Source organism: Serratia sp. Ag1, assembly GCF_000743355.1.
Classification (GTDB): Bacteria; Pseudomonadota; Gammaproteobacteria; order Enterobacterales; family Enterobacteriaceae; genus Chania.
In genome coordinates this window covers 246,465-270,172 of sequence record NZ_JQEI01000023.1, presented here as the reverse complement: position 1 = coordinate 270,172, position 23,708 = coordinate 246,465, and the positions used below count along the sequence as shown (strand labels likewise).

The 23,708-nt window shown below is 54.8% G+C and carries 19 protein-coding genes, 1 tRNA gene and 1 pseudogene; 9 read left to right on the top strand and 12 right to left on the bottom strand.

What is annotated here, in order from left to right; genetic code table 11:
- Positions 1–209 precede the first annotated feature (209 nt).
- Complete coding sequence (locus IV04_RS14590; protein ID WP_037394420.1) at positions 210–1,523, top strand: FAD-binding oxidoreductase; 1,314 nt, start codon at positions 210–212, stop codon at positions 1,521–1,523.
- A gap of 175 nt (positions 1,524–1,698) precedes the next feature.
- Here the strand turns inward: IV04_RS14590 and IV04_RS14585 are convergent, their stop codons facing one another.
- A complete protein-coding gene (locus IV04_RS14585) occupies positions 1,699–3,834 on the bottom strand; it encodes a glycosyl hydrolase family 28 protein (protein ID WP_037394423.1) in 2,136 nt (711 codons plus the stop codon).
- A 1,083-nt stretch (positions 3,835–4,917) separates the two neighbouring features.
- On the opposite strand from IV04_RS14585, the pseudogene IV04_RS25300 reads away from it, so the two are divergent.
- Positions 4,918–5,389 (top strand): annotated as a pseudogene (locus IV04_RS25300) (tyrosine-type recombinase/integrase); the annotation flags it as partial.
- Between the two features lie 14 nt (positions 5,390–5,403).
- Here IV04_RS25300 and IV04_RS14580 read toward each other — a convergent pair.
- Positions 5,404–5,480, bottom strand: a tRNA-Arg gene (locus IV04_RS14580).
- 413 nt (positions 5,481–5,893) lie between these two features.
- Here IV04_RS14580 and folD point away from each other — a divergent pair.
- Positions 5,894–6,760: a bifunctional methylenetetrahydrofolate dehydrogenase/methenyltetrahydrofolate cyclohydrolase FolD gene (gene folD / locus IV04_RS14575; RefSeq protein ID WP_037394426.1), complete on the top strand. Its 867-nt coding sequence runs from the start codon at positions 5,894–5,896 to the stop codon at positions 6,758–6,760.
- Between the two features lie 11 nt (positions 6,761–6,771).
- Complete coding sequence (gene ybcJ / locus IV04_RS14570; protein ID WP_037394429.1) at positions 6,772–6,984, top strand: ribosome-associated protein YbcJ; 213 nt, start codon at positions 6,772–6,774, stop codon at positions 6,982–6,984.
- A 64-nt stretch (positions 6,985–7,048) separates the two neighbouring features.
- On the opposite strand, the gene cysS is transcribed toward ybcJ, so the two are convergent.
- A complete protein-coding gene (cysS, locus tag IV04_RS14565) occupies positions 7,049–8,434 on the bottom strand; it encodes a cysteine--tRNA ligase (RefSeq protein ID WP_037394433.1) in 1,386 nt (461 codons plus the stop codon).
- Between the two features lie 238 nt (positions 8,435–8,672).
- Here cysS and ppiB point away from each other — a divergent pair, with 238 nt between their 5' ends.
- From ppiB to IV04_RS24720, 5 genes are all read left to right on the top strand, one after another.
- The gene (gene ppiB / locus IV04_RS14560) at positions 8,673–9,167 is read left to right on the top strand and encodes a peptidylprolyl isomerase B (RefSeq protein WP_037394436.1); all 495 of its coding nucleotides are present in this window, start codon (positions 8,673–8,675) and stop codon (positions 9,165–9,167) included.
- A gap of 10 nt (positions 9,168–9,177) precedes the next feature.
- Positions 9,178–9,900, top strand: a complete 723-nt coding sequence (locus IV04_RS14555; protein ID WP_037394439.1) for a UDP-2,3-diacylglucosamine diphosphatase — start codon at positions 9,178–9,180, stop codon at positions 9,898–9,900.
- A 129-nt stretch (positions 9,901–10,029) separates the two neighbouring features.
- Positions 10,030–10,554 (top strand): 5-(carboxyamino)imidazole ribonucleotide mutase, encoded by a 525-nt coding sequence (purE, locus tag IV04_RS14550; protein ID WP_037394442.1) that lies wholly within the window; start codon positions 10,030–10,032, stop codon positions 10,552–10,554.
- Positions 10,551–11,618 (top strand): 5-(carboxyamino)imidazole ribonucleotide synthase, encoded by a 1,068-nt coding sequence (gene purK / locus IV04_RS14545; RefSeq protein WP_037394445.1) that lies wholly within the window; start codon positions 10,551–10,553, stop codon positions 11,616–11,618. The genes purE and purK overlap by 4 nt, the downstream gene beginning before the upstream one ends.
- 169 nt (positions 11,619–11,787) lie before the next feature.
- On the top strand, positions 11,788–12,489 hold the full coding sequence (locus tag IV04_RS24720; protein WP_051916812.1) for a molecular chaperone: 702 nt from the start codon (positions 11,788–11,790) through the stop codon (positions 12,487–12,489).
- On the opposite strand, the gene IV04_RS14535 is transcribed toward IV04_RS24720, so the two are convergent.
- The 9 genes from IV04_RS14535 to IV04_RS14495 all read right to left on the bottom strand — a co-directional run bounded on the left by IV04_RS14535 (position 12,482) and on the right by IV04_RS14495 (position 23,612).
- Entirely contained in the window at positions 12,482–13,393 is a 912-nt protein-coding gene (locus tag IV04_RS14535; protein ID WP_051916811.1) for a serine/threonine-protein kinase, read from the bottom strand. The genes IV04_RS24720 and IV04_RS14535 overlap by 8 nt on opposite strands.
- A gap of 18 nt (positions 13,394–13,411) precedes the next feature.
- Entirely contained in the window at positions 13,412–16,033 is a 2,622-nt protein-coding gene (gene tssH, locus IV04_RS14530; RefSeq protein ID WP_037394448.1) for a type VI secretion system ATPase TssH, read from the bottom strand.
- Between the two features lie 22 nt (positions 16,034–16,055).
- On the bottom strand, positions 16,056–17,114 hold the full coding sequence (gene tssG / locus IV04_RS14525) for a type VI secretion system baseplate subunit TssG (RefSeq protein ID WP_037394451.1): 1,059 nt from the start codon (positions 17,112–17,114) through the stop codon (positions 16,056–16,058).
- On the bottom strand, positions 17,111–18,997 hold the full coding sequence (gene tssF, locus IV04_RS14520) for a type VI secretion system baseplate subunit TssF (RefSeq protein ID WP_037394453.1): 1,887 nt from the start codon (positions 18,995–18,997) through the stop codon (positions 17,111–17,113). Before tssF ends, tssG begins: the two co-directional genes overlap by 4 nt.
- 4 nt (positions 18,998–19,001) lie before the next feature.
- Positions 19,002–19,571 carry a type VI secretion system baseplate subunit TssE gene (gene tssE / locus IV04_RS14515; protein ID WP_051916810.1) on the bottom strand — a complete coding sequence of 190 codons (570 nt, stop codon included), beginning with the start codon at positions 19,569–19,571 and terminating at the stop codon, positions 19,002–19,004.
- Positions 19,571–20,386, bottom strand: coding sequence for a type VI secretion system accessory protein TagJ (locus tag IV04_RS14510; protein ID WP_037394456.1), 816 nt, complete (start codon positions 20,384–20,386; stop codon positions 19,571–19,573). The genes tssE and IV04_RS14510 overlap by 1 nt, the downstream gene beginning before the upstream one ends.
- A 3-nt stretch (positions 20,387–20,389) precedes the next feature.
- Positions 20,390–21,187: a PP2C family serine/threonine-protein phosphatase gene (locus IV04_RS14505; RefSeq protein ID WP_037394460.1), complete on the bottom strand. Its 798-nt coding sequence runs from the start codon at positions 21,185–21,187 to the stop codon at positions 20,390–20,392.
- On the bottom strand, positions 21,187–22,986 hold the full coding sequence (tagH, locus tag IV04_RS14500) for a type VI secretion system-associated FHA domain protein TagH (protein WP_161782098.1): 1,800 nt from the start codon (positions 22,984–22,986) through the stop codon (positions 21,187–21,189). The genes IV04_RS14505 and tagH overlap by 1 nt, the downstream gene beginning before the upstream one ends.
- 143 nt (positions 22,987–23,129) lie before the next feature.
- Positions 23,130–23,612 carry a type VI secretion system tube protein Hcp gene (locus tag IV04_RS14495; RefSeq protein WP_037394467.1) on the bottom strand — a complete coding sequence of 161 codons (483 nt, stop codon included), beginning with the start codon at positions 23,610–23,612 and terminating at the stop codon, positions 23,130–23,132.
- Positions 23,613–23,708 lie beyond the last annotated feature (96 nt).

Sequence of the window (23,708 nt, the reverse complement as noted above, 5' to 3'; positions counted from 1 at the left end):
TTGGCGATGCCCGCAACACGGCCAAGACTGAGTTGGCGAACGCGAAGCTAGCCACGACGTTTTATTTTATCCTTTATTTCAGTTGACTCTGGTCAATGACAACCAAGGCGGGTGAGTGGGAGCATCACTCGATGTATCATAGCCCGCAATCGTCATCAAGCTTGCCGCTCGAACCCAGGCGCGAGCCAGAATTTAGCAAGGACATACGTTTGAAATATGCATCAGTACCGTTAAATCAGAACCAGAATGGTTGGCTGAAAGATGATCGGTTACCCACGGCTTACCCTGTGCTTATCGGCGATACCGAAGCCGACTGGGTGGTCGTCGGTTCAGGATTTGCCGGTATCTCCTTTGCCAGAAGGTTGGCAGCCCATGCACCACAGCTGAAAATCATCGTTATTGATGCAGCCTGCGCGGCAGAGAGTTCCTCAGCAAGAAATTCAGGTTTTATCATTGGGTTACCGCACAATATCGGCAGTTCAACGGCGGAACTCAAAAAGGCACAGTCTTACCGTTCTTTGCTGCAAGAGGGTATCAACCAGTTAGCAACCCTGATTGAACAACAAGGCATTGAATGTGAGTGGGAGAACGTTGGTAAATATCATTGCCAGGTCGACAGCCACAATGAACGCGTACTGAAGGAATACACCGATAACCTGGATGTGATGAGTGAACCCTATCAGATCCTCACTCAGGATGCGCTTTATCAGAAGTTAGGCACCCGTTTTTATCACAAAGGGATTTATACCCCGAGCGCCATTCTGGTGAACCCCGCCAGCCTGATCAGCGGTTTAGCCAGTCATTTGCCACACAATATCAGCGCCTATAACCACACGCCGGTGCTGGCGATCCGCCCCGGTAAGGTGGCTCAGGTCATTACCCCCTACGGCACGATTAAAGCTGGCAAAGTCATGCTGGCCACCAACGCCCTTTCCAGAGAGCTTGCTCCAGTCACCAGCAAACAGGCCGCCATGGCGACCTTTGCCAGCATCACTGCACCATTAACCGCAGAGCAGCGGCAAAAACTCCCGGCCATGAGCAGTTGGGGGTTAACCCCGGTCAATGCAATTGCCGGGGCAACCTTACGTTATACCCAGGATCACCGCTTCTTAATCCGCCAGCATGTGACACCGGCCTTGAACGGCAGAATAACCGCCGCACAGACTTATCAGGCCACCCGGCTGCACCAGCAGATTTTCAGTAAAATCTACCCACAGTTGAAGGATGTACCGATCACGCGCACCTGGTCTGGCACCATCAGCGTCACCCGCAATGGCGCGCCGGTTTGGGGGGAGTTGCAGCCGGGGATCTATACTGCTGGTGGCTGTAACGGCGCGGGTGTCTCTAAGCAGACCATCGCCGGGACCCTGTTGGCAGACTACGCACTCGGCCATGACAATCCGCTGATCGGGGCGATGCTAGAACTCGGCAAAGCCAATTATCTGCCACCTTCGCCGGTGCTTGATGCCGCAATCGCGTTGTCATTGATGAAGGAAAGATTTTTAGGCAGGAAAGAGATTTAAGCCGGTTAACCCCCGCGCCTTTGGCAGCGGTTTCTTGTTCACACCTTAAGACTGTGGCGGCCTGTTTATTTCGGTCGCTAAACCTTTTTTTCATGGATCACGTTGGGGGCTCAAAAACCAGCCCCCAACAACCCGGCGACTGCCCTATCAGGCAGCCGCTACGCGGTTACCCTCACTATTCCGTTGCCGCTTCCAACGTCATCACTCCGGCACCCGTCACGCTAACCACATCATTGTTAACGCTGTCTTTCAAGGTGATATCTTGCACCTGCATGAATTTCCATGCCGCTGGCACATTCTCGAAAATCACCTGATTGAACTGGCTATCTCTCAGGAATGAAATATCCGTCGCTTTGGTATTCTTGAATTTCACATTTTCAAAATGCAACCCACTGTGGAAAGCATCGCGTTCAAAGGCAAAGCCGTAGGCGCTCTCCATCTCGGCGATCGTCATACCATCAACCAGAATACTGTTCTTTTTGCTGGTACCATCAATCGTCACGTTCTTCACCGTCACGTCGCGGAACTGCGCAGGCTCGCTGGCAGGCACAGTATCATTGACATCAGCAGCATATTTGATGGTGAAAACAAACGGCTGTTCGTTAATTGCCACCATTGCATTATCACGGAACAGCACGTCACGCGCGCCACCGCCATAATAAGGGCGGCTCTTCATGCGCAACCCGACAAAAGTGAGATACATAACGTTATCTTCTGCGCGGATCTTCTCAATCCATGCACCGGTATGGCTCCCCGCCACCACTGCACCGTGGCCGTTACGGAAATAGTTATTGAAGATCCAGGCTCCACTCTGTGCTTTCTGGCCAAACTCCTGCACACCCGCACCAAAACCTGCCGCAAAGTTGACGCAGTCATCGCCGGTATCAAAGAAGTTATTGAAGACCATCACATTCTGGCTGTTACCGAACTCGATACCGTCGGCATTGTTGGCATCAAAGGTGGTATGCGATAAAGCATTCATCACCACGTTCTCAGACTCCAGCACCATCACGCCGTGGAATGCCGGGTTCAGAATCGTCAGGCCATCAACGTACAGATTACGCACCCCACGCAGGGTCATCAGGCTGGAGCGGCGGTTCTTGTAAGCCTCGGTCAGCGACATCCCCTCCCCTACGGCAACAGCGACCTGAGACTTCGCCAGAATACCGTCGCTGTGTACTTTGTCTTCTTTACTGGCACGATACTGCGGCAATGTATTGCCAACTTCATCGGTAATCTCGTCCACGCCACCCGCACTGATGCCGCGCGTCCAGCCGTTACCATCGACAGTGCCTTTGCCGACGATACGGATATTTTCAAAAGTCCCCGCATGGGTGCTGCCTTGGTCGTTCGCCTCCAGCACGTTCAGCAATGAAGGCGGGCGCTTGGGCATCGGTGCCGGGACGGTATAAGGATACAGGGTGTAACCCTTGTCCAGCGGGTAGTCAGCCGCGTCGGCAGAGCCCAGCAACACGGCGTTTTCGGTGATCTCGAAGGTCATATTGCTATGCAGGAACAACGCGCCAGATTTGTATTTCCCTGCGGTGAGTTGCACCTTGCAACCCTGGGGATAGCGTTCCAGCGTACAATCGTTGATAGCACTCTGAATCGCCGCCGTGTCCAGCGTATCGCCATCCCCTTTTGCTCCAAAGTCTTTTACGTCGATCAGATAGGGCTTGGCCGTGGTTTTCTGCTTCACGGTTTCGCTGTCTACCGACTCTTTACCATCGGCATAAACCGCACGAACGGTGAAACTGTACTCCGTTGCTGGCGCTAACCCTGTCACCGTAAAGTTATGCAGGCCAATTTTGGTGTGCCAGTTTTCGCTGTCGATATTCTGATAGAAGTTATCGATATAAGGTTTGGCCGGTGAATGAAGATCGTGATTGGTATTAGTGTTCCCAATCAACTGACCGTTCATGTAAACGTTATAATCCTTGATCTCGCTGTACTGTTCAGGCTTCTCCCAGACCAACACCACGCTGTCCTCATCAAAGGCCAGCGTAGGGACTTGAACTTTCTGCGGCGCGGCAGTGCGATCCACCGTGTTGTTGTCACCCCCCGACGTATTATTGTTCTCTGAACCGTTATTGTTCTCTGAGCCGTTATTATTATTTGAAGAGTTATTGTTCTCCGAGGTGTTATTATTGTTCGAGGAGTTGTTATTTTCCGACGTATTGCCGTTGTTCGAGGCATTATTGCCGTTCGACACGTTGTCACTCTTCGAAGCACTGTCACACCCCATCAGCAGGCCGCTCAGGACGACAACCGCCCCGAGAGTCAGACGGGATTTTGGTAAGGAATAAAACATGCAACCTCCTGTATGATTAATATCACCCACTAAAAGCCTCATCTTTAATAACCGTCACCACCCAGGATTTACGGTTAAAGATATCACCCTGATTTTTCAGGAAAAGGTTAAAGCAGAATGAATATGTCACAGCATCAAGGGTATTATTCAAACACAATAAAGATTCTACGAAGCATTATCGTATTCTCAATATCCCCCCTAACACCGAATAACTAAAGCCGGGTATGGTTTGATCTGTAAAAATCAGGTTAAAAATATTAACACTGCACCATTTCCCTGTGTCACCCCATTAACACCCCAACATGAAAAACAGCAGACCAAAAATAATAAAACAATGTTTCATTAAATCACATTATTATCTTTTTTTCGCGACGGAGTTCAAGTTTTTACCTCTATCTCACTAAATAAAGAGACTTTTAGCAAAAATACAGTTCAGCTCACAGAACAAACTTTAAAACAGTGTTCATGCTTCCTTTTTACACAAAAATCAGGCATGGCTGAGTAGAACACTCTGCCAGTGGTGATAAACTCGCCAGCCATGATGGTGGCAAGCGATGCAACTCAGTAATGACTCTTTTTAACTCAGAAATATCTTATTTATTTAAATTGCAGGTTCAGTTCAGGTAAATAGTTTCTGATCTTTTGTGAAGTATAAAATTTCAGTTGTACAGCTGAATACTTAAGTCTAAATAACTTATATGGACACCGCACCACTGCAAGCGTGAGCAGACCTTTTTCTGACAATGTAGTCACAAACATATATTCGGCTTCGTGAGCCCTGATGAACATCCGTACTCTCTGATCTCATTAGCGCCATGGCTTATAACAGCCAAGCTATTTGCCAAGTCTACAGAGAGTCGATTCTACCTGTCAGTATATCAACTCGTTGACTTTATTTGATAAGGGACTTCACTTAGCTAGATAAACTGTTTTCTGATTCACCAGCGCCCACGCCATTCGCGCATGTTTATTCGCCAGTGCCGCAACCGCTTTATTCACGACGCTTCGGGTGATATGCCCTTCAGCCAGCGTTGCAGGCCGCTGCAACGCTCATCCGGGAGATTTACGACGTGATAGACCACTAAACGAGCACCATGGATACACCCAGAGCAAAACAAATCAATATGGGCAATTGGCGTTGCCCTTAACGATACAGCCTGCCGGGTGCTGAGAGATCAGATAGGCAGACATAGCAAATGGGTGTTTATGTATACAACAGCAAAGTGACACGCTGATGGATCGCGAACCCCGGTGTGCGCAAAATGCGCATTGACTCAAACCATGCCAGGATAGTGCGTTAAAACGAGCAGGGATAGAAAACTTCCGCTTTCATGACCTACGTCATACTTGGGCAAGCTGGCTGATTCAGGCCGGGGTGCCGCTGTCTGTACTGCAGGAAATGGGAGGGTGGGAGTCAATAGAGATGGTGCGTCGGTATGCCCACCTAGCCCCATCTCATTTGACTGAACACGCACGCCAGATCGACTCTATTTTCGGTGATTGTGTCCCAAATCTGTCCCACCTTGAAAAACAGGAAGGAACTAATGACGCGTAAGCATATGATTTTTATGGTACGCCCTAAAGGATTCGAACCTTTGACCTACGGCTTAGAAGGCCGTTGCTCTATCCAACTGAGCTAAGGGCGCATTGAGATGAGAATGCGGCAACCGAGAGGTTGCGGAGTTGGATTATACGGTCAGAGGTTAACGAGTCAATGCCTTTTCATGATGTAGCAATCGCAGGCAGGTTTTATGGTGTTTTTTTGCGCATAAAACAGAAAAACACAACCCTAACATAATGATCTGCCTGCGCTAATATCCTAACCTCCAGCGGTATTGCGTCAGCACGCCTCAAAGAACGGCGCAACACCATGTCACCGATGCCCAAAAGAAGATAAAAAGTGCAGCAGATCATTCTGTTGCTCCAGACAAACCATCAATGGCAACGCCTTCGCCTGCGGATTCTCGGCATAAGGCTGATTCAACGCCTGACAGCGCGCCTCTCTTCTGCCAAAATAGCCACATTCCCCGCTTTTCTTAAATGATGGATTTCCTCACTGATGGCAGCAAAGATTATTGATGGTAAAACGATTGCACAGCAGGTTAGAAACGAAGTGGCTGAGCAAGTTAAACAACGTCTGGCAGCAGGCAAACGTGCTCCTGGCCTGGCGGTGGTACTGGTCGGTGAGAATCCGGCCTCACAGATTTATGTCGCCAGCAAACGCAAAGCCTGTGAAGAAGTGGGCTTTATCTCCCGCTCTTACGATCTGCCCGCTACCATCACCGAGCCTGAACTGCTGGCCTTGATTGACAAGCTGAATGCCGATGGCGAGATTGATGGCATTCTGGTGCAACTCCCTCTGCCAGCCGGCATCGACAACGTAAAAGTGCTGGAGCGCATCCATCCCGACAAAGACGTGGACGGCTTCCACCCTTATAACGTTGGTCGCCTGTGCCAGCGTGCGCCGAAACTGCGCCCTTGCACCCCACGCGGCATTGTCACCCTGCTGGAACGCTATAATATCGATGCGTACGGCCTGAACGCCGTTGTCGTCGGTGCTTCCAACATCGTTGGCCGCCCGATGAGCATGGAACTGCTGCTGGCCGGTTGCACCACCACCGTCACCCATCGCTTCACCAAAAATCTGCGCCACCATATCGAACATGCTGATCTGCTGATCGTCGCCGTCGGTAAGCCGGGTTTTATTCCCGGTGACTGGATCAAACCCGGTGCTATCGTGATCGATGTCGGTATCAACCGCCTGGAAAATGGTAAAGTCGTCGGCGACGTGGATTTCGAGGCCGCAAGCGAGCGTGCCTCTTACATCACCCCGGTTCCGGGTGGCGTTGGCCCGATGACCGTGGCAACCCTGATCCAAAACACCTTGCAAGCCTGCGAGGAATATCACGACGTTCAACCTAAATAAGTTAAGGCAGTATGGAAATTTTTAATCTGGAAAATCACCCTCACGTCGAGCTGTGCGATCTGCTGAAGTTTCAAGGCTGGTGTGAAAGCGGTGGTGCCGCCAAAGAGGCGATCGCCGAAGGGCAGGTAAAAGTTAACGGCCAAGTGGAAACGCGCAAGCGCTGCAAGATCGTCGATGGCCAGAAGGTCAGCTATAAAGGCATGAACGTCACGGTCAAAGCCTGATCGTTCAAGCAGAAAAAAAGCCGGGTGGCTCACGCTCCCCGGCTTTTTCATTTGGCTGACGGCACTACTTACGCCGCCAGGTGGTCCCCTGCGGGCCATCTTCCAGCACGATATTCATCTCATTCAGGCGATCGCGCGCCGCATCGGCCAGCGCCCAGTCTTTCGCTTTACGCGCATCGTTACGCTGCTTGATCAGGGCTTCAATTTCAGCCACTTCCCCGTCATCGGCTTGCGCCCCGCTCTGCAGGAACTGTTCAGGCTCCTGTTGCAGCAGGCCCAACACTTTGGCCAATTTACGCAGTTCCGCCGCCAACCCGTTCGCCGCCGCCAAATCTTCGCTCTTCAGGCGGTTTACTTCACGCGCCAGATCAAACAGCGCGGAATAAGCTTCCGGCGTATTGAAGTCATCATCCATCGCTTCGCGGAAGCGGGCTTCAAAGGCTTCGCCACCGGCAGGTTGCGCATTGATATCGGTACCACGTAATGCGGTATACAGGCGTTCCAGCGAAGCACGCGCCTGCTTCAGGTTGTCTTCGCTGTAGTTCAGTTGGCTGCGGTAATGGCCAGACATCAGGAAGTAGCGCACGGTTTCCGCATCGTAATACGCCAGCACATCGCGAATGGTGAAGAAGTTGTTCAATGATTTGGACATCTTCTCTTTATCGATCATCACCATACCGGAGTGCATCCAGTAATTGACGTACGGGCCGTCATGCGCACAGCTTGATTGCGCGATTTCGTTCTCATGGTGCGGGAACATCAGATCGGAACCACCACCGTGGATGTCGAAATGAGTGCCGAGCTGTTTGCTGTTCATCGCCGAGCACTCAATGTGCCAGCCTGGGCGGCCTGGGCCCCAGGGTGATTCCCAGCTTGGTTCGCCCGGTTTGGACATTTTCCACAGCACAAAGTCCATCGGATTGCGTTTTACGTCGTCCACTTCGACCCGCGCCCCAGCCTGCAGTTGCTCCAGATCCTGGCGCGACAGCAAACCGTAGTCGGGATCGCTATCAATAGAGAACATCACATCGCCATTGCTGGCAACATAGGCATGGCCGCGCGCAATCAGACGCTGAGTGATCTCAATAATTTCACTGATATGGTGCGTGGCGCGCGGTTCCAGATCCGGGCGTTCGATCAGCAATGCGTCAAAATCCGCATGCATCTCTGCCAGCATCCGCGTGGTGAGTTGATCGCAGGTTTCACCGTTCTCTGCGGCGCGGCGGATAATTTTGTCGTCTACGTCGGTGACATTACGCACGTAGTTCAGCGAATAGCCAAGATAACGCAGGTAGCGCGCCACCACGTCAAAAGCCACAAAGGTACGACCATGGCCGATATGACACAGGTCATAAATGGTTACCCCACACACGTACATGCCCACTTTACCGGCATGAATAGGTTTGAATTCCTCTTTTTGACGACTCAGGGTATTGAAGATCTTTAGCATCAGGGCATTCCGTGGTGTGCAATGTTGATCGGGTTAACTCACGTATTGAAACCCGAAAGGCTGCGCCAATGCAAGGTTAAGGCCAAGGATTGCTGATTTCAGCGGCAAAAAACGGCTTAAAATCAGAGATCCGCCCATCGGTTCGGTTGCTGACTCACTCATTGAGATATGTTATAAAGTCAGCCTGTTCGCTTACCTTTCCAATGTGATCACTCACTTCTTCTGTTAGGACAAAACTATGGTTACTTTCCACACCAATCACGGCGACATCGTTATTAAAACCTTCGCAGATAAAGCGCCGGTTACCGTTGAAAACTTCCTGAACTACTGCCGTGAAGGTTTCTACAACAACACCATTTTCCACCGTGTGATCAATGGCTTTATGGTACAAGGCGGCGGTTTTGAACCTGGCATGCATCAGAAAGACACCAAAGCCACCATCAAAAACGAAGCCAACAACGGCCTGAAAAACACCCGTGGCACCCTGGCGATGGCGCGTACCAACGATCCACACTCTGCGACCGCTCAGTTCTTTATCAACGTGGTAGATAACGACTTCCTGAACTTCCGTGGTGAAAACGCTCAAGGCTGGGGTTACTGCGTGTTCGCCGAAGTGGCTGAAGGCCTGGACGTGGTCGACAAAATCAAAAGCGTAAAAACCGGCCGTAGCGGCATGCATCAGGACGTTCCGGTTGAAGATGTAGTGATCAACAGCGTTACCGTCAGCGAGTAATTGCCAGCGCATGAATACGCTGTTTATTGCAGATTTGCATTTATGCGCACAGGAACCGGCAATCACTGCCGGTTTTCTGCGTTTTTTGCAGCGTGACGCCGTTCACGCCGATGCGTTATATATTCTGGGCGATCTGTTTGAAGTCTGGATTGGCGATGACGATCCCGAGCCTTTGCACGGCGAAATCGCCGCTGCCTTAAAAGCGTTGCAACAGGCAGGCACTCCTTGTTACTTCATCCATGGCAACCGCGATTTCCTGCTCGGCAAGCGTTTCGCCCAGGCCAGCGGCATGACTCTGCTGCCGGAACAACAGGTGATCGACCTGTATGGCCGCAAAGCGTTAATTCTGCACGGTGACACCCTGTGTACTGACGATCAGGCTTATCAGGAATTCCGCCGTAAAGTGCATAACACCTGGATCCAGACCCTGTTTCTGGCGCTACCGCTGCGCTGGCGCTTGCAGATCGCTGCCAAAATGCGTGCCCGTAGCCAACAAACCAATCAGCACAAGTCAGCAGCCATTATGGACGTTAACCCCCAGGCCGTTGAGCAAGCGATGCAGCAACACCACGTACACCTGATGATCCACGGGCACACCCATCGCCCAGCGATCCACCCGTTGGCACTGAGCACCGGCAAAGCCCAGCGTGCGGTGCTAGGCGCTTGGCACACCGAAGGTTCAATGATTAAAGTTACGCCAGAAGCCGTTGAACTGATCGCCTTCCCTTTCTGAGTTTTCGCTGCTTTCGCCACGCAAAACTGGCGACGCAACCGTTTTCCTCGCCATACACTCATGATATGCTCTACGCCCTCATCCGGCCTGCCGGGCCGACCTCTGTACAACGACAGGAGCCATATCCACATGGGAGCCAACGCTGCTTCAGCCACCAAGGCTGAGGTTAAAATCGCAATTGTTATGGGATCAAAAAGTGACTGGGCCACCATGCAGTTCGCGGCTGAAGTCCTGACCCAGCTTGATGTCCCTTTCCATGTCGAAGTCGTCTCCGCCCATCGCACGCCAGACAAGTTGTTCAGCTTTGCCGAGCATGCCAGCGCCATCGGTTTTGACGTCATCATTGCCGGTGCTGGCGGTGCAGCGCACTTGCCGGGCATGCTGGCGGCGAAAACGCTGATTCCGGTGTTGGGTGTTCCGGTGCAAAGCGCCGCTTTGAGCGGCGTCGATAGCCTTTACTCCATTGTGCAGATGCCACGCGGCATTCCCGTCGGCACGCTGGCGATTGGCAAAGCCGGTGCCGCTAATGCCGGTTTATTGGCCGCACAAATCCTGGCGTTGCACGACGCAGCGCTGGCCCAACGCCTGGCCGCCTGGCGTCAGGCACAAACCGACGAGGTGCTGAACCACCCAGACCCACGGGAGGGCGCATGAAGCCGGTTTGCGTACTGGGGAACGGCCAACTGGGGCGCATGCTGCGTCAGGCTGGCGAACCGCTGGGGATTGCGGTTTATCCGGTGGGCCTGGATGCAGAACCGGAAGCGGTGCCCTATCAGAACAGCGTGATCACCGCCGAGATCGAGCGCTGGCCAGAAACCGCGCTGACGCGCGAACTCGCCGTACACAACAACTTCGTCAACCGCGATATTTTCCCGCGCCTGGCCGATCGTCTGACGCAAAAACAGCTGCTCGACCATCTGAATCTGGCTACCGCGCCGTGGCAGTTGCTGGCAAGCCCGGAACAATGGCCGCAGGTGTTTGCGAATCTCGGTGAATTGGCGATCGTCAAGCGCCGTGTCGGCGGCTACGATGGCCGTGGCCAGTGGCGCCTACGCCCAGGCCAGGAAAACCAATTACTGGCTGAGGCTTACGGCGAATGCATTGTCGAGCAGGGGATCAATTTCTCTGGCGAAGTGTCATTGGTCGGGGCGCGTGGCCATGATGGTCAGTCGGTGTTCTACCCGTTGACCCACAATCTGCACGAAGACGGTATTTTGCGCACCAGCGTCGTTCTGCCACAGCCAGACCCGGCGTTGCAGCAACAGGCCGAGCAGATGCTGTCTGCCATTCTCAATGAGCTGAACTACGTTGGCGTGATGGCGATGGAATGCTTTATCGTCGGCGATCGTTTGCTGATCAACGAGTTGGCACCCCGGGTGCACAACAGCGGGCACTGGACGCAAAATGGTGCTTCTATCAGCCAGTTCGAGCTGCATTTACGTGCCATTCTGGGTTTGCCGCTGCCAACACCGGTAGTGAATACGCCGTCGGTAATGGTCAACCTGATCGGCACGGCGGTGAATCGGCAATGGTTGGCGCTGCCGCTGGTGCATTTGCATTGGTATGAAAAAGAGGTGCGTGCAGGCCGCAAAGTGGGGCACCTGAACCTCAACGATCCTGATGCGGCCTCGCTGCAGCAGGCGTTACAGGCTCTGGCTCCCCTGCTACCAGCCGAATATCAAAGTGGTTTAGCCTGGGCACGGCAAACGCTGGGCTAACGGTTCTGAGCGGTTGCAGGGCCCCAAATGGGCTCTGCAATCCTGCCAATCTTTACCATTCAATCGCCGCCTTTACGGCGCTAAATATCCTTTAACTGCTGCTTCGCCAATTTCAACCTGAGCTATGCTATTGATCATGTTTCAAGCCGCATCTGCGCAGGAGTGTTCTATGCAACTTTTCCCACTCAATTTACGTCAGGCTTGCACTTTCGCCACGGTTGCCCTGTTCAGCAGCGCGACTTCGGCCAGCATACAGATTAACGGCACTCGGGTGATCTACCTGTCCGATGCCACCAACGTCACTCTTCAGGTCAAAAACGTGGGTTCATCCACCGTGCTGTTACAAAACTGGATCGATAACGGTGATGCAGACGCCCAACCGGAGACAATCGCCACACCCATTTTGCTCAGCCCCGCCATCAACCAGCTCGAACCGGGTAAAAGCCAAACGTTGCGCTTCAGCTATACCGGCAACACGCTGCCGATGAATCAGGAATCGCTGTTCTGGCTGAACGTGCTGGAGATCCCCTCCAAAAACCGCAGCGAAGCCGATGCTCAACACCCACAGATAGCTTTCCGTAACCGTATCAAACTGTTCTATCGCCCAGTCGGTTTACCCGGCGATGCCAACGAAGCCGCCAAAGCGATCGCCTGGAGCACCCAGGGCCAAAGCGTGCAGGCCAACAACCCGACGCCCTACTATGTCTCGTTCGCGAACCTGTCGGTGAATGGCCAAAAACTCGAAGGAACCCTGGTTCCCCCCCATTCCACACGCATCCTGAAACTACCGGGGCGAGCGGGCCACCAGATTAGCGGCAGTTTTGTTAACGACTACGGTTCCGTCATTCCCTTTAGCGCCGCGATTAAATAGCCAACAGTCGGGCAAAGGCAGCAATATCCTGTGGCCGTTCGGCTGGGTTAACCGCCAGTGCGCTGTCGATAGCCACCAAGAACTGCGGTGAATAACCCGACGGTTGGCACTGCACAAGCGGCTGATAGCGGTCTTCAATGCAGCGCGTCAGGCTGACCGGCGGCAAACGACCGCTCATCAGCGTAAACACCAACGCGCCGATGGAGTAGATATCTGACCAAGGGCCATGGGCGTATCCTCCCGAGTTGCAATAGAGTTCCGGTGGGGAAAAACCGGGTTTTAACACCAGATTGGTCTTTTTCAGACAATCAGCAGCCAGAAAACAGGCGGAGCCAAAGTCCAGCAGAACCGGGGGATGGTGCTTGCCGATCTGTATGTTATCCCATGAAATATCCCGATGCAGGCAGCCCTGCTGATGCACGGCGGCCACGGTATTCAACAACGTGGCCAGCAGCTTTCTGAGCCAACGCTCGGTCACTATGGCGGGGTTCTCCGCGTAGCACTTTTTCAGGGTTTGGCCTCTGTACAGCGGCGTACTGATATAAGCCGTGCCATTCTCCTGCCAGAAGCCCAAAATCTGCGGTATGCAGGGGTGGACCAGGCTGTCGAGTATTTTGGCTTCCTGGCGAAAGTAATCGCGCCCAGCGTTGAACGTCGCCTGCAAGAAGGGGTTCCGGGGTAATACTGTGCCGTCACGGTTGCGCACCGCGATGGTGGTGGGGAAATACTCCTTCACGGCCACGCAGCGCTGCTGGCGGTGATCGAAAGCCTGATAAACGATGCTAAAGCCACCTTCGCCAATCACTTGCTGAATTTCCAACTGCGCGAAACGATAGCCCGTATGCAGCGCCTGAGCGCCGCAGCCGAATGTTTCCATCAGCGGCCCTGCCGGTTGTATCAGCATGGGCCGCACTCCCCGCCATTACGCCTGGAAGTCATAGACAAACGCCTTATCGGCATAGCTGATATGCAAATGCCGGAACTGCTGCAACTCGGTGCTGGCAGTCAGCAAGCGGTGGCTGATTTGCGGCAACAAGGTGTTGGTCAGAATGGTATCCACCATCCGTCCACCGGACTCCACCTCCGTACAACGGTTGACGATCTGCTGGATCACCTCGTCATCAAACGAGCAGGTAATGTGGTGATTCTCTAACAGACGCTTGCGGACACGTTCCAACTGCAACTTCACAATATCCCCTAGCACCGCGTCGCTGAGCGGGTAGTAAGGGATCACATTCAAGCGGCCAAGCAACGCGGCGGGGAACGCCCGCAGCAGGGGATCGCGTAACGCAGCGGTGAGCTGTTCAGATTCTGGCGGCATGGCCGGATCGGCACACAACGCGCTCACCACCTCGCCACCCACGTTAGAGGTCAGAATGATAATGGTGTTACGGAAATCGATACGCTGCCCTTCGCCATCTTCCATCCAGCCTTTATCGAACACCTGATAAAAGATTTCATGCACGTCGGAGTGCGCTTTTTCGATCTCATCAAGCAGAATCACGCTGTAAGGGCGGCGGCGCACCGCTTCGGTCAACACGCCCCCTTCACCGTAACCCACATAACCAGGGGGGGCCCCTTTCAACGTGGACACGGTGTGGGGTTCCTGAAACTCGCTCATGTTGATGGTGATAACGTTACGCTCGCCGCCGTAGAAGTTTTCTGCCAGCGCGTGCGCAGTCTCGGTTTTGCCAACGCCAGAAGGGCCGCACAGCATAAATACCCCGATGGGTTTATTAGGATCATCCAGGCTGGCACGCGAAGTGATCAGGCGGCGAGCGATCAGTTCCAGGCCATGTTTCTGACCAATCACCCGCTCGTTTAAGCTGTCTGCCAGTTTGAGCACCGCTTCCACTTCATTTTTCATCATGCGGCCCAGCGGGATCCCGGTCCAATCGGCCACTACCGAGGCGATGGTGTTGGCATCCACCGAGGAGAACAGCAGCGGATCGTCCCCCTGCAGCGCTGCCAACTGTTGCTGCAATTCGCAAAGCTCCGCACGCAGCGCGTCTTCACTTCCTTCATCCTCGGCCTCACCAGGCCGATAAAGCCTGGCGCGCAGCTCGATAATCTCGTTCACCAGCACTCGCTCATCGTTCCAACGGGCGTTCAGAATCGCCAACCTTTGCTGCACCTGCTCCAACTGCTGTTTTATCTGCTGTGGGCGCTGCGCGTCACCGGCACCGATGCGCACGTCGCGCACCGCCACTTCCAGCTCGGTTTCCAGCGCTTCGATCTGGCGGCGGCAACTTTCCACCCGACCCGGTTCGCCATGCTGGCTGACCGCGACTCTGGCACAAGCGGTATCCAACAGGCTGATGGCTTTATCCGGCAACTGACGATCGGGAATATAACGGTGAGACAGGCGCACCGCCGCCTCTACCGCCTCATCCAGCAGGATGATCTGGTGATGCTGCTCCAGCGTGTGACGCAGGTGGCGCAGCATCAGCACCGCTTTTCTCTCGTCCGGTTCAAGCACCTGCACCACTTGGAAGCGACGCGTCAGGGCCGGATCCTTTTCGATGTATTTTTTATATTCCGACCAGGTAGTGGCCCCGATAGTGCGCAACTGACCGCGCGCCAGAGCAGGTTTCAGCAGGTTGGCCGCATCGCCGGTGCCCTGCGCGCCACCTGCGCCGATCAGCGTGTGGATTTCATCAACAAACAGAATGATCGGTGACGGGCTGGACTGCACTTCGTCAATCACCGCCCGCAGGCGCTGTTCAAACTCGCCCTTGGCTCCCGCCCCCGCCTGCAGCATCCCCATATCCAGTTGATACAGCGTGACGTCCCGCAGTTTCGGCGGCACGTCACCAGCGGCGATATAGGCCGCCAACCCTTCCACCACCGCGGTTTTCCCTACCCCCGCCTCACCGGTCAGCAACGGGTTGTTCTGCCGACGGCGCATCAGGATATCCACGATCTGCCGGATCTCTTCATCACGCCCGGTCACCGGATCCAGCTCACCACGGCGTGCTTTTTCCGTCAGGTTGCTACCGTATTGTTCCAGCATGCTTTCACCGCTGCGCGGGGCTGCCAGCGTATTGTTGCTCTGCTCGGCCTGCGTTTCGGCAGATGCCGCCAGAACCGCCTCGAACTGCTGTAACAGGCTTTCGCTGTTAATCTGCTTAAAACAGGGGGAAATGGCCAACAGTTGGTTATGCAGATTGGTGGTGTTGAGCATCCCCAGCAGCAGGTGCCCGCCACGAATCTGTTGAGCCCCGAACTTCAGCGAGCCAAAGACCCACGAACGTTCCACGGCGCTGTCGATATGTTCCGACAGATCAGAAACCGAGCTGGCACCGCGCGGCAGCCGATCAATAGCGGCGATCACGTCCTCACCCAGCTTGCCCGCATTGATGCCAAAGTGGCGGATAATCTGTTGCCAGTCCCCTTCGGGATGCTGCAGCAACTGATGGATCCAGTGAGCCAGTTCAACGTAAGGGTTGCCCCGGAGTTTGCAAAATGCGGTGGCATTTTCCAGGCTGCTGAGTAACAGGCCGTTTAACTTACCAAACAAAACTGCGCGGCTGATCTCTCTCATAGTTACACCTTAATCATCTGTTTTAATTAAAATTAATGGCAAGATGCGGATCGATGGGTTCGGGTGAAAAAATCAGGTCACCCGCATCGTTAGCGCCATCGTTATCGCGCAACCAGCTGCTCAGCCCAAGGCGCTGCCCGCCGTTCAGCGTCGCTCTGCTGACCTGTTCCTTACGCAGGATCAGGCGCACATCCCAGAGATATTCGATGCCGACGTAATGCCGCACCCAGTCGCGTAACTCCATCGCCTGCGGGCTGCCGGGCATAAAGCGCTGATACTCCGCCAGCGACATCGGCCCCAGTTCAATGCGGAACTTGTGCTGAACATCGCGCACCGCACGGCCAAGGAAAACGTCGAGCCCCAGTTGCAGCCCCTTGTCGGCCACCAGCCGCGTCTGCTGCTCCGGGGCGATACTCAACCACACGGGTATGTTCTCGATAATCCGCACCGGCACCTGAAAGTAATAACGCAGGATCTTGGCCAACCCTTCTGCGTCGCGCCCCTGCCGCACCAGATGCCCAGCCATAAAATACTTTGCGTGGGTCGGCAGGCTGTCCTGCGGGCGTAGCCTGTCGGTGCCCATCCCAATCACCGAAGAAAGGTAACGGGTGAAAGCCTGATCGTCTTCCCGATCGAGCGATACGGTGGGTTGGCTGTTGGCCCAGGCGCGGTAAAACAGCAGGATCAGGCGATGATGGAACAGGTTGATAAAGTCGAGCAGCGTCCGATCCTGATTGTGCAGATAACGCTCGCGCACATATTCGGTGAAATGCAGCGGCAGTGGGCCGTTGGGGCCAAACAGCCCGAAGCTGTAGATCATCAATTGGTAGGCTGGTGAATCGCTGGCTGGCCCGGCGCTGGCCAGCGTTGAAGGGGCGAACGACAGCGAAGGCTGCTGCCCCAAACGTATCGGTTCCTGGTGCGGATGCGGCGCACGCCCAAGCGGCCATTCGAGCCCCCCTTGTGCATCAAGACGCCGCAGGATCTGAAACAGATCCTGTTGGTACGGCTGCTCGCTGAGCGTCGTCCAGAAATCATCCGGCAGGCGCTGCGTATTACGCACTTCCAAGGCCGAACTCATACCAGGGTTCTCCTGCCGATACGCGGTGCCCACCGGGCGATCTTACCGCGCTGCGGCGTGCTCAAAGAGGTGGTGACAAAGGTATTCATGGTGACCAGGCGGCTGAACAGCCGCTCCAGCACACAGCCAAGCAGATAAGGTGTGCTGCCAGCAAACGCCTGTTCATCAATCGTCAGATCGATAGCCACACCACGCGAGAACACAATCGGCCCGGGCACTGGCGCACGGTGATAAGAAGGCGACAGGCGGCAGTGCTGTACCCCTTTGATCTCCTTGTTAATCTGTGGTTCATCCAGTTTGGCATACAGCGTCAGTAGTTCTCTTAACGCCCGCGCGCCCTGCTCATCGTCCCCTTCCATCAGGTTGAGGTAATCCAACTGTAACTGGCTGATTAAGCCCCAGGAGATGCGGCCTTCTGCCAATGCCGCACGCGGCGCAGACAGCGGCGTTTTCAACGTGACCTGACGCAGCGGGATCGAGTCTGAGGCGACAAACGAGAGCGCCTCTTGCCGTTGCAGCAACAGCGGCAGGTCGCGGTTGGTCACCAGCACCTCCGCCGTGATGTACTCCAGATCGTTACGCCAAGGGGTGTGATAGGCATCCACCAGCGAGAAAAAGACCTCCGACCCGGCATAGCTGCTGCGCAACCCCTGGCGTTGACTTTTGGCTGACGGTGGGCGCGGTGAACGGCGTAGCGAGAAATAGGCACCGTAATTTTGCCCATCGCGCCCGTGGGTGCAATAAAATGGCCGGAACTCCTGCTCATGCGGGCTATTAGCCGGGGTGCCCCACAGCCGCTGCACGGAAAAAACCTCATAATCCAGCGGTTGAATATTATCGACCACCAAATGGTATTCATGGGTTTTGTCATTCAGCGTAATACGCTCTGCCACCTTGGAAAACAGGTTGATCACCGGCGTGCAGTGCAGCGCGAGGTGGCTGGCATCCACGCGCTTGGCCAGCGCAGGCAGCTCTTTGTCCAACAACAGGACGATGTCAAACTCCCGCACCCCGGCATGCTGCGCTTTGCCCGCACCAAACAGCGCAGCATGCCCAGCGACGCTGAAAAAGCGGAAACGAGCCGGAAAGGCGAAATACTCTTGCAGCAGGCGATAACCATCAAAATTGCGCAGATCGTTGGGTAACAGCGCCTGCTCGGCCTCAAACCCTTCGTGGCTCAGCCGCTCTTTCGGCAAGTAATGCCCCTGGCGAGCGGCTCCCCCCACCGGCAGGCAAACCAGGCCCGTGGTGTGCTGCATCAGCAGTTCCAGCAACTGCAAGGCTTCCAGATCCTGGCCGCTGAGGTAGAACATCAGCTTATCCAGGCTCAGGCTGTCGAAGGTGACGTTATCGTCGAGCCGCAGACGGATCTGCAGCGCATGGCGGCTGGCATTGCGGTTGGCGCGGGCGGTGCTGACGGCATCGGCAGGTACTGCACCCAGTGAAACCTGGCTGATGCTGAGCGGGTAAAGCATCACGTCATGGGCAGTGCGATATTTGCAGACAATCCCGCTTTTCCTGAAGGTATCACAGGTCATCACCGTGCCGCGCGGCACCAGAAAACCGCTGTTAATGTTGCCCTTGCGGCCATCAGGGTGCAGTTCGGCCACCGCCATCGACGGGGTTGGCGAGAGATAATTAGGGTAAATCACCTCCAGCATCCGCTGCGAGAAACGCGGGAACTCCGCGTCCATTTTCAGTTGAATACGCGAAGTGAGAAAGGCAAACCCTTCCATCAGGCGCTCAACGTAGGGATCGTTGACGTCAATGCCCTGCATCCCTAAACGCCCCGCGACCTTCGGGTAGCTTTCAGCAAACTCCGCGCCCATCTCACGCAGATAGAGCAGTTCACGGTTATAGTATTCAAGCAGTTTACTGTCCATGTGATCACCCTATGTCTTTGAGATTGAAATAACCGTTTTCCAAATCGACGTCAGAACGAAAACAGAACTCCAGCGGATGGGGGCTGCACCACAGCAACCCACGGATCTCTATCGACAAGATGTTGTGCGTATCCAGGTCATCCCAACCGGAAACACAGAGCAACTTCAGTTGGCTCGGGATAATGCGCGGTTCAAAATTGAGGATGGCCTGGGTGAGGTTTTTCTGGATATCCGGCCACTCGATTTCCGACATTTTTTTCCCCGCCAGCGGCGTAATGCCATAGTTGACGGTGGAACGCCGCACTTCTGGGAATGCCTGCAGTTCGAGCATCGGCTCGTTGTTGTTGCAGTTAAACAGCCATTGCAAATCGCGCAGGATCATTTTCCGCAGCGTACTGTGCGAAATGGTCTTGTTTCTGTCCGCTTCCCGTGGGTTCTGCGGTTCAAAATCCGTCAGCCGATCAAACAACGCAGGCAGCATCCGATCGCGCGAGGAAATCTCACTGCTTCTCCGCCCAGCCCGTGCACCTGCGGCGGGTGCGGGGCTCACACGATCGTTGAGGGTATCGGTCATTACGCTTCATCCGTGGTGAACTGAATCTGCCGCAAAGTCAGCAATGCGCACTCGTCTTCATCGGTGATCCAGGATTTTTGCCCCTGCCCCGCGTAGTGCCCGTTGTCACTCAAGTCTTGCCAGTCGGTTTTGCGGCCCAGGCGGTGGGCATCGTCGCAGTTTGCGGTCAGCGGATAGCGCGCCGGGATCTGACACACCTGCTGCTTCCCTGAACGGAACTTCACCATCGCATGGGCCCAAATCAGGTGAACCACATTCTGCGGCGGCTGGAACTGAATCGACTCGATGTCGTGAAAAGGCACCCAGTAGTAACGGCCATCCAGAAACAGCTCGCAGACTGGCCCCAGGCGGCTGTCAGCGTCCGCCAGCCAGTTGAAATGGGTAACCGCTGAGGATTCTTCCGCACCGTTGAGCGAAAACTGCCCGGCATTCGCCACCGCCAGATCGAAAGCGCGATCGCGCAGTTCGCTGGCCTGCTGTGGCGCAGCACGCAGCGCTTCTGCCAACAGCAACAGCCATTCATTAGGGGGCGTGACAAACCCGGGGCCCATGTCGCCACGAAAAACCTGCTCGCGCTGGAGTTCTGCCGCCAGGTTTTCAGACAACTGCTGCGTGGTGGGGCCAGCCAGCGGGGCTAACGCCTGCCAGGCTTGCAGGTGCATTCTGGCGCGCGGCCAATCGCCGTAAAGCAACAGTAATTGCACCCACTCGGCACGTTTGTCGGCGTTTTCGGGCGCGGCCTTAACCGCCAACTCGCTTTGCTCAAGCGCGCTGACTAAGGAAGTATCTTTGAGAACAGAGAACAAGGATTTCACGGGTTATCTCCTGTTTCTTTGGGGGTTAGGCGTCTGGAAGACAACTTTCTCTTCCAACGGGAGTATCTGTAATAAGGTCGATTCCTGCGGGGAACCGATCCACACGGCAATCGCGCTGTAGTTATCCTGCTGCGAGAGCGGCGGTGTTAAATGCTCGATCAGCGTCAACCACTCCGTCGGGGTATGGGCCAGACGCAGCGTGTATTCCAGTTGCGCCAGGTTGTAGCGCTTCCAGAAACCGTCGCTGCACAGCAGAAATACATCGCCATCGGCCAGAGTCAGCGTGGGGCTATAGCTGGCATCCTGATATTTGCCGGTGCCGAGTGCGGCATACAGCAGGTTGTCTGGCAGACCGCCGGTTTGAAAACCGGCATCTTTCATTTTTTGCACCAGGCTATGGTCGGTGGTGGACTGGCATAGGTAGCCATTGCGGAACAGATAGAGCCGGCTGTCCCCGGCATGCACCCAATGCGCCTGCTGAGTGGAACGATTGATAAACAGCGCCACCAACGTGGTGCGCATGCGGCTGTAGGCCTGATCCTGCTGCTGAGCCTGATGAATCCGCTGCTGGAGCTGGTCGATTAACGCAGGGGTGCCGTCAGGCTGGCAGGGGATGCCCTGCGCGGCGTGCTCCAGCAGAAACTGGCAGGCCAGCGTAGCGGCCTGCTCACCGCCCGCATCCCCCGCCACGCCATCGCACAGCACAAAGCAGGCTGAGTGTTCACCGAGATACTCGCCGGTTTTATCCTGATTCTGCGCGCGGCTACCCCGGTTCGAGTACCAGACGGCCTCTATTTTCATCACTGAGCCTGCTGATTCTGAGACGCTTTGTACTGGCGGATCTCCAGGTCATAAGCGTGGAGAAAAGCCTCGCCGAACAGCGTATGGAAATCATCCTCCACCTCATTAGCCACCCGCTGATACTGGGCTTGCAGCGTATCCCACAGTGCCGCCTTGCGGTTACCCGCAAACACACCTTTGCCCGGCAACGTGCCCTGCTCCGCCGCCATTTTCTCCAGGGTATTCGGGTGGAAGGTTTGCAGCATGGCGGCAATAATGGCGCGCACCCCGGCAATCATGCCCAGTTGATGGGCCTGCAGATCGATCATTGCATCGCGCACGGCGTTTTCCGGCGGAATAAAGCCCGGCATCGGGGTGCTGAAGATTTGCAGCAGCACGGTTTTACCCGACGGCAGCATCTTGAACGGGTTATTCTCCTCCTCCAGGATCATGGTCATTTCGGCCTTCAGGCCGCGCTTTAGAATGCTGCGCGACGACAGTAACGCCACGGTGCCCTGTGAGAACAAACTGAGCAGCTTACCGGCCAGATAAAGCTGCTCTGGCGAGAAATCCGGCTGCAACACCGCATCATCCAGCCCCAACCCAGCCACAAAGGCGCTGAATAGCTCACCGTGCAACTGTTCCTGTGAAGCAGACTTGGCCGGTTTGAAGGGTTGATGCCTGACCGGATCGACCCCCAGCCGGGTGAGCGAGGGCAATGCGTCGTCGGCTTTTTCTTCACGATATGCCACCGGCTCCCTATGCCGCATTTCACTCGCTTCGGCGGCAACATCATTAAAAGCAAAGTGTTCGGTCGCCCGCATCTGCTGCGCCCAGGAGAGATCTTCCTGCTGAGCGCTCACCTCAGACTTGCTTTCTGCTTCAGCAACGGCCACCGCAGCCTGCGGCGGTGCAGGTGCCTCTACCGCCACCAGATCCTCAGCTGCAGCGGGCCAGATCGCAGGGCCAGCGTCAAAGGCAGCACCGTCGTCGATAGTGGAAGAAAGCGGTATCGCGTTGTCGGCAAACAGGCCGAGCAAAACATCATCCTCACTGCCGCCGTCGGCCTGCGCGGGCCACGCTATTTCCTGCTCACCCGACAGACCCAGAATGGATGGCGCGTGGTCCATTGCCGGTTGCTGGGCAGATTCGGACGGCGGCTGGTCCTCTGCCACCCATTTACGGTTCACCGAGAGCACGCTGGGCGTGGTGTCTTTCATAATAGGTGGCAAAGAGAAGGGATCATCCTGCGCAAACAGTTGGTCTGGATCGCAGATTTTTTCATGCAACGAGGCGAGATCGGTCTCTTGCTCCATCGCCAGCGGATCTTTAGCTGCACGATTCTCTGGTTCGTTGGCCAACAGCGGGTGATGAGGATCCTGAGTTAACGGTTTGTGATGCAACGATGGGGGCAATAAAAACTCGGCCTCCAGGTTATCCCAGACTGACTCATCGATGTCATTGGTCGATGAGACCACCCCGTGAGACACCAATAACGGGGCCAGTGAAACCGGCTGATTAATCAGGCTCACGCTGAACTGGTAACCGGCGATATCGATAATATCGCCATCGGCCAGCGGCTGTTGCACGTTATAGGGCAACTCGCTGCCGTTCAACAGCAACGCGGTGGTGCTTCCCCGGTGCGTAATAGCCGCTTCTCCATTCGGGGAAATATGCACAACGGCCTGCAGACGGGAAATTGCCCGGCTTTGGTCAGGCAGGATCAACGTATTATTCGTATCACGCCCAATGGTTCCCCCTGGTGCCGTAAAATCACAGTAATTCTGGGGGAGCCGCTCATTGTCCCTGTTCCTGATCATCGTTAGCCGCATAATCACTTCCCTATTGATATTTGCTTATACCCGTCATACTTCAAGATGCAGGCAGCGCCCCCCTGCATCTTGAAAAACAATGGGCGTAATGGACGATTTCCACAGTCATACATGGAAATCGTCCACATTAATTACGCTTCGCAGTTCTGTTTAATATCCCAGCCAGCGCTGCTTTCTGCGCCTTTGCCTCCTTGCTCAGTTTGCTCCCAGTATTGCTGCTGTACTTTGGCAGCCTGGAAGGAATAAAGGATGCCTACGGTGTCGCCATCATCAGCACCGGTATATTGAACATTGGTGACCAACACGTCATCCAGCGTAATTCGGGTATATTCCATCTGACCGCCACCTGCTTTGCAGACAGATAGCTCGACTTTGCCCAGATGTTTGCCGCTGGAGCAGTGCTTCAGTAACGCCGGGGTGGATTTATCGATCAATGCCTTAATATGCAAATCGTTAAAACACACCTTCCCGGTACCCCCACCACCGCCAACGCCCATATTTCCAGGCTGAGATGCACCCCAGGTAAAGGAAATAATGTCGGTCCAACCTTTATGATTCGCGTCTTTGGATTCACCATTGGCGCCATCAACTTTCATAAACATATCAATTGCCATATCTAAAACCTCTTGGGTATAGAGTTGAGTAAATTCCGTTTTTTAAATCAACGGTGGTACACGGCATGAGAAATCCGAACTATCCCGTAAGGATAA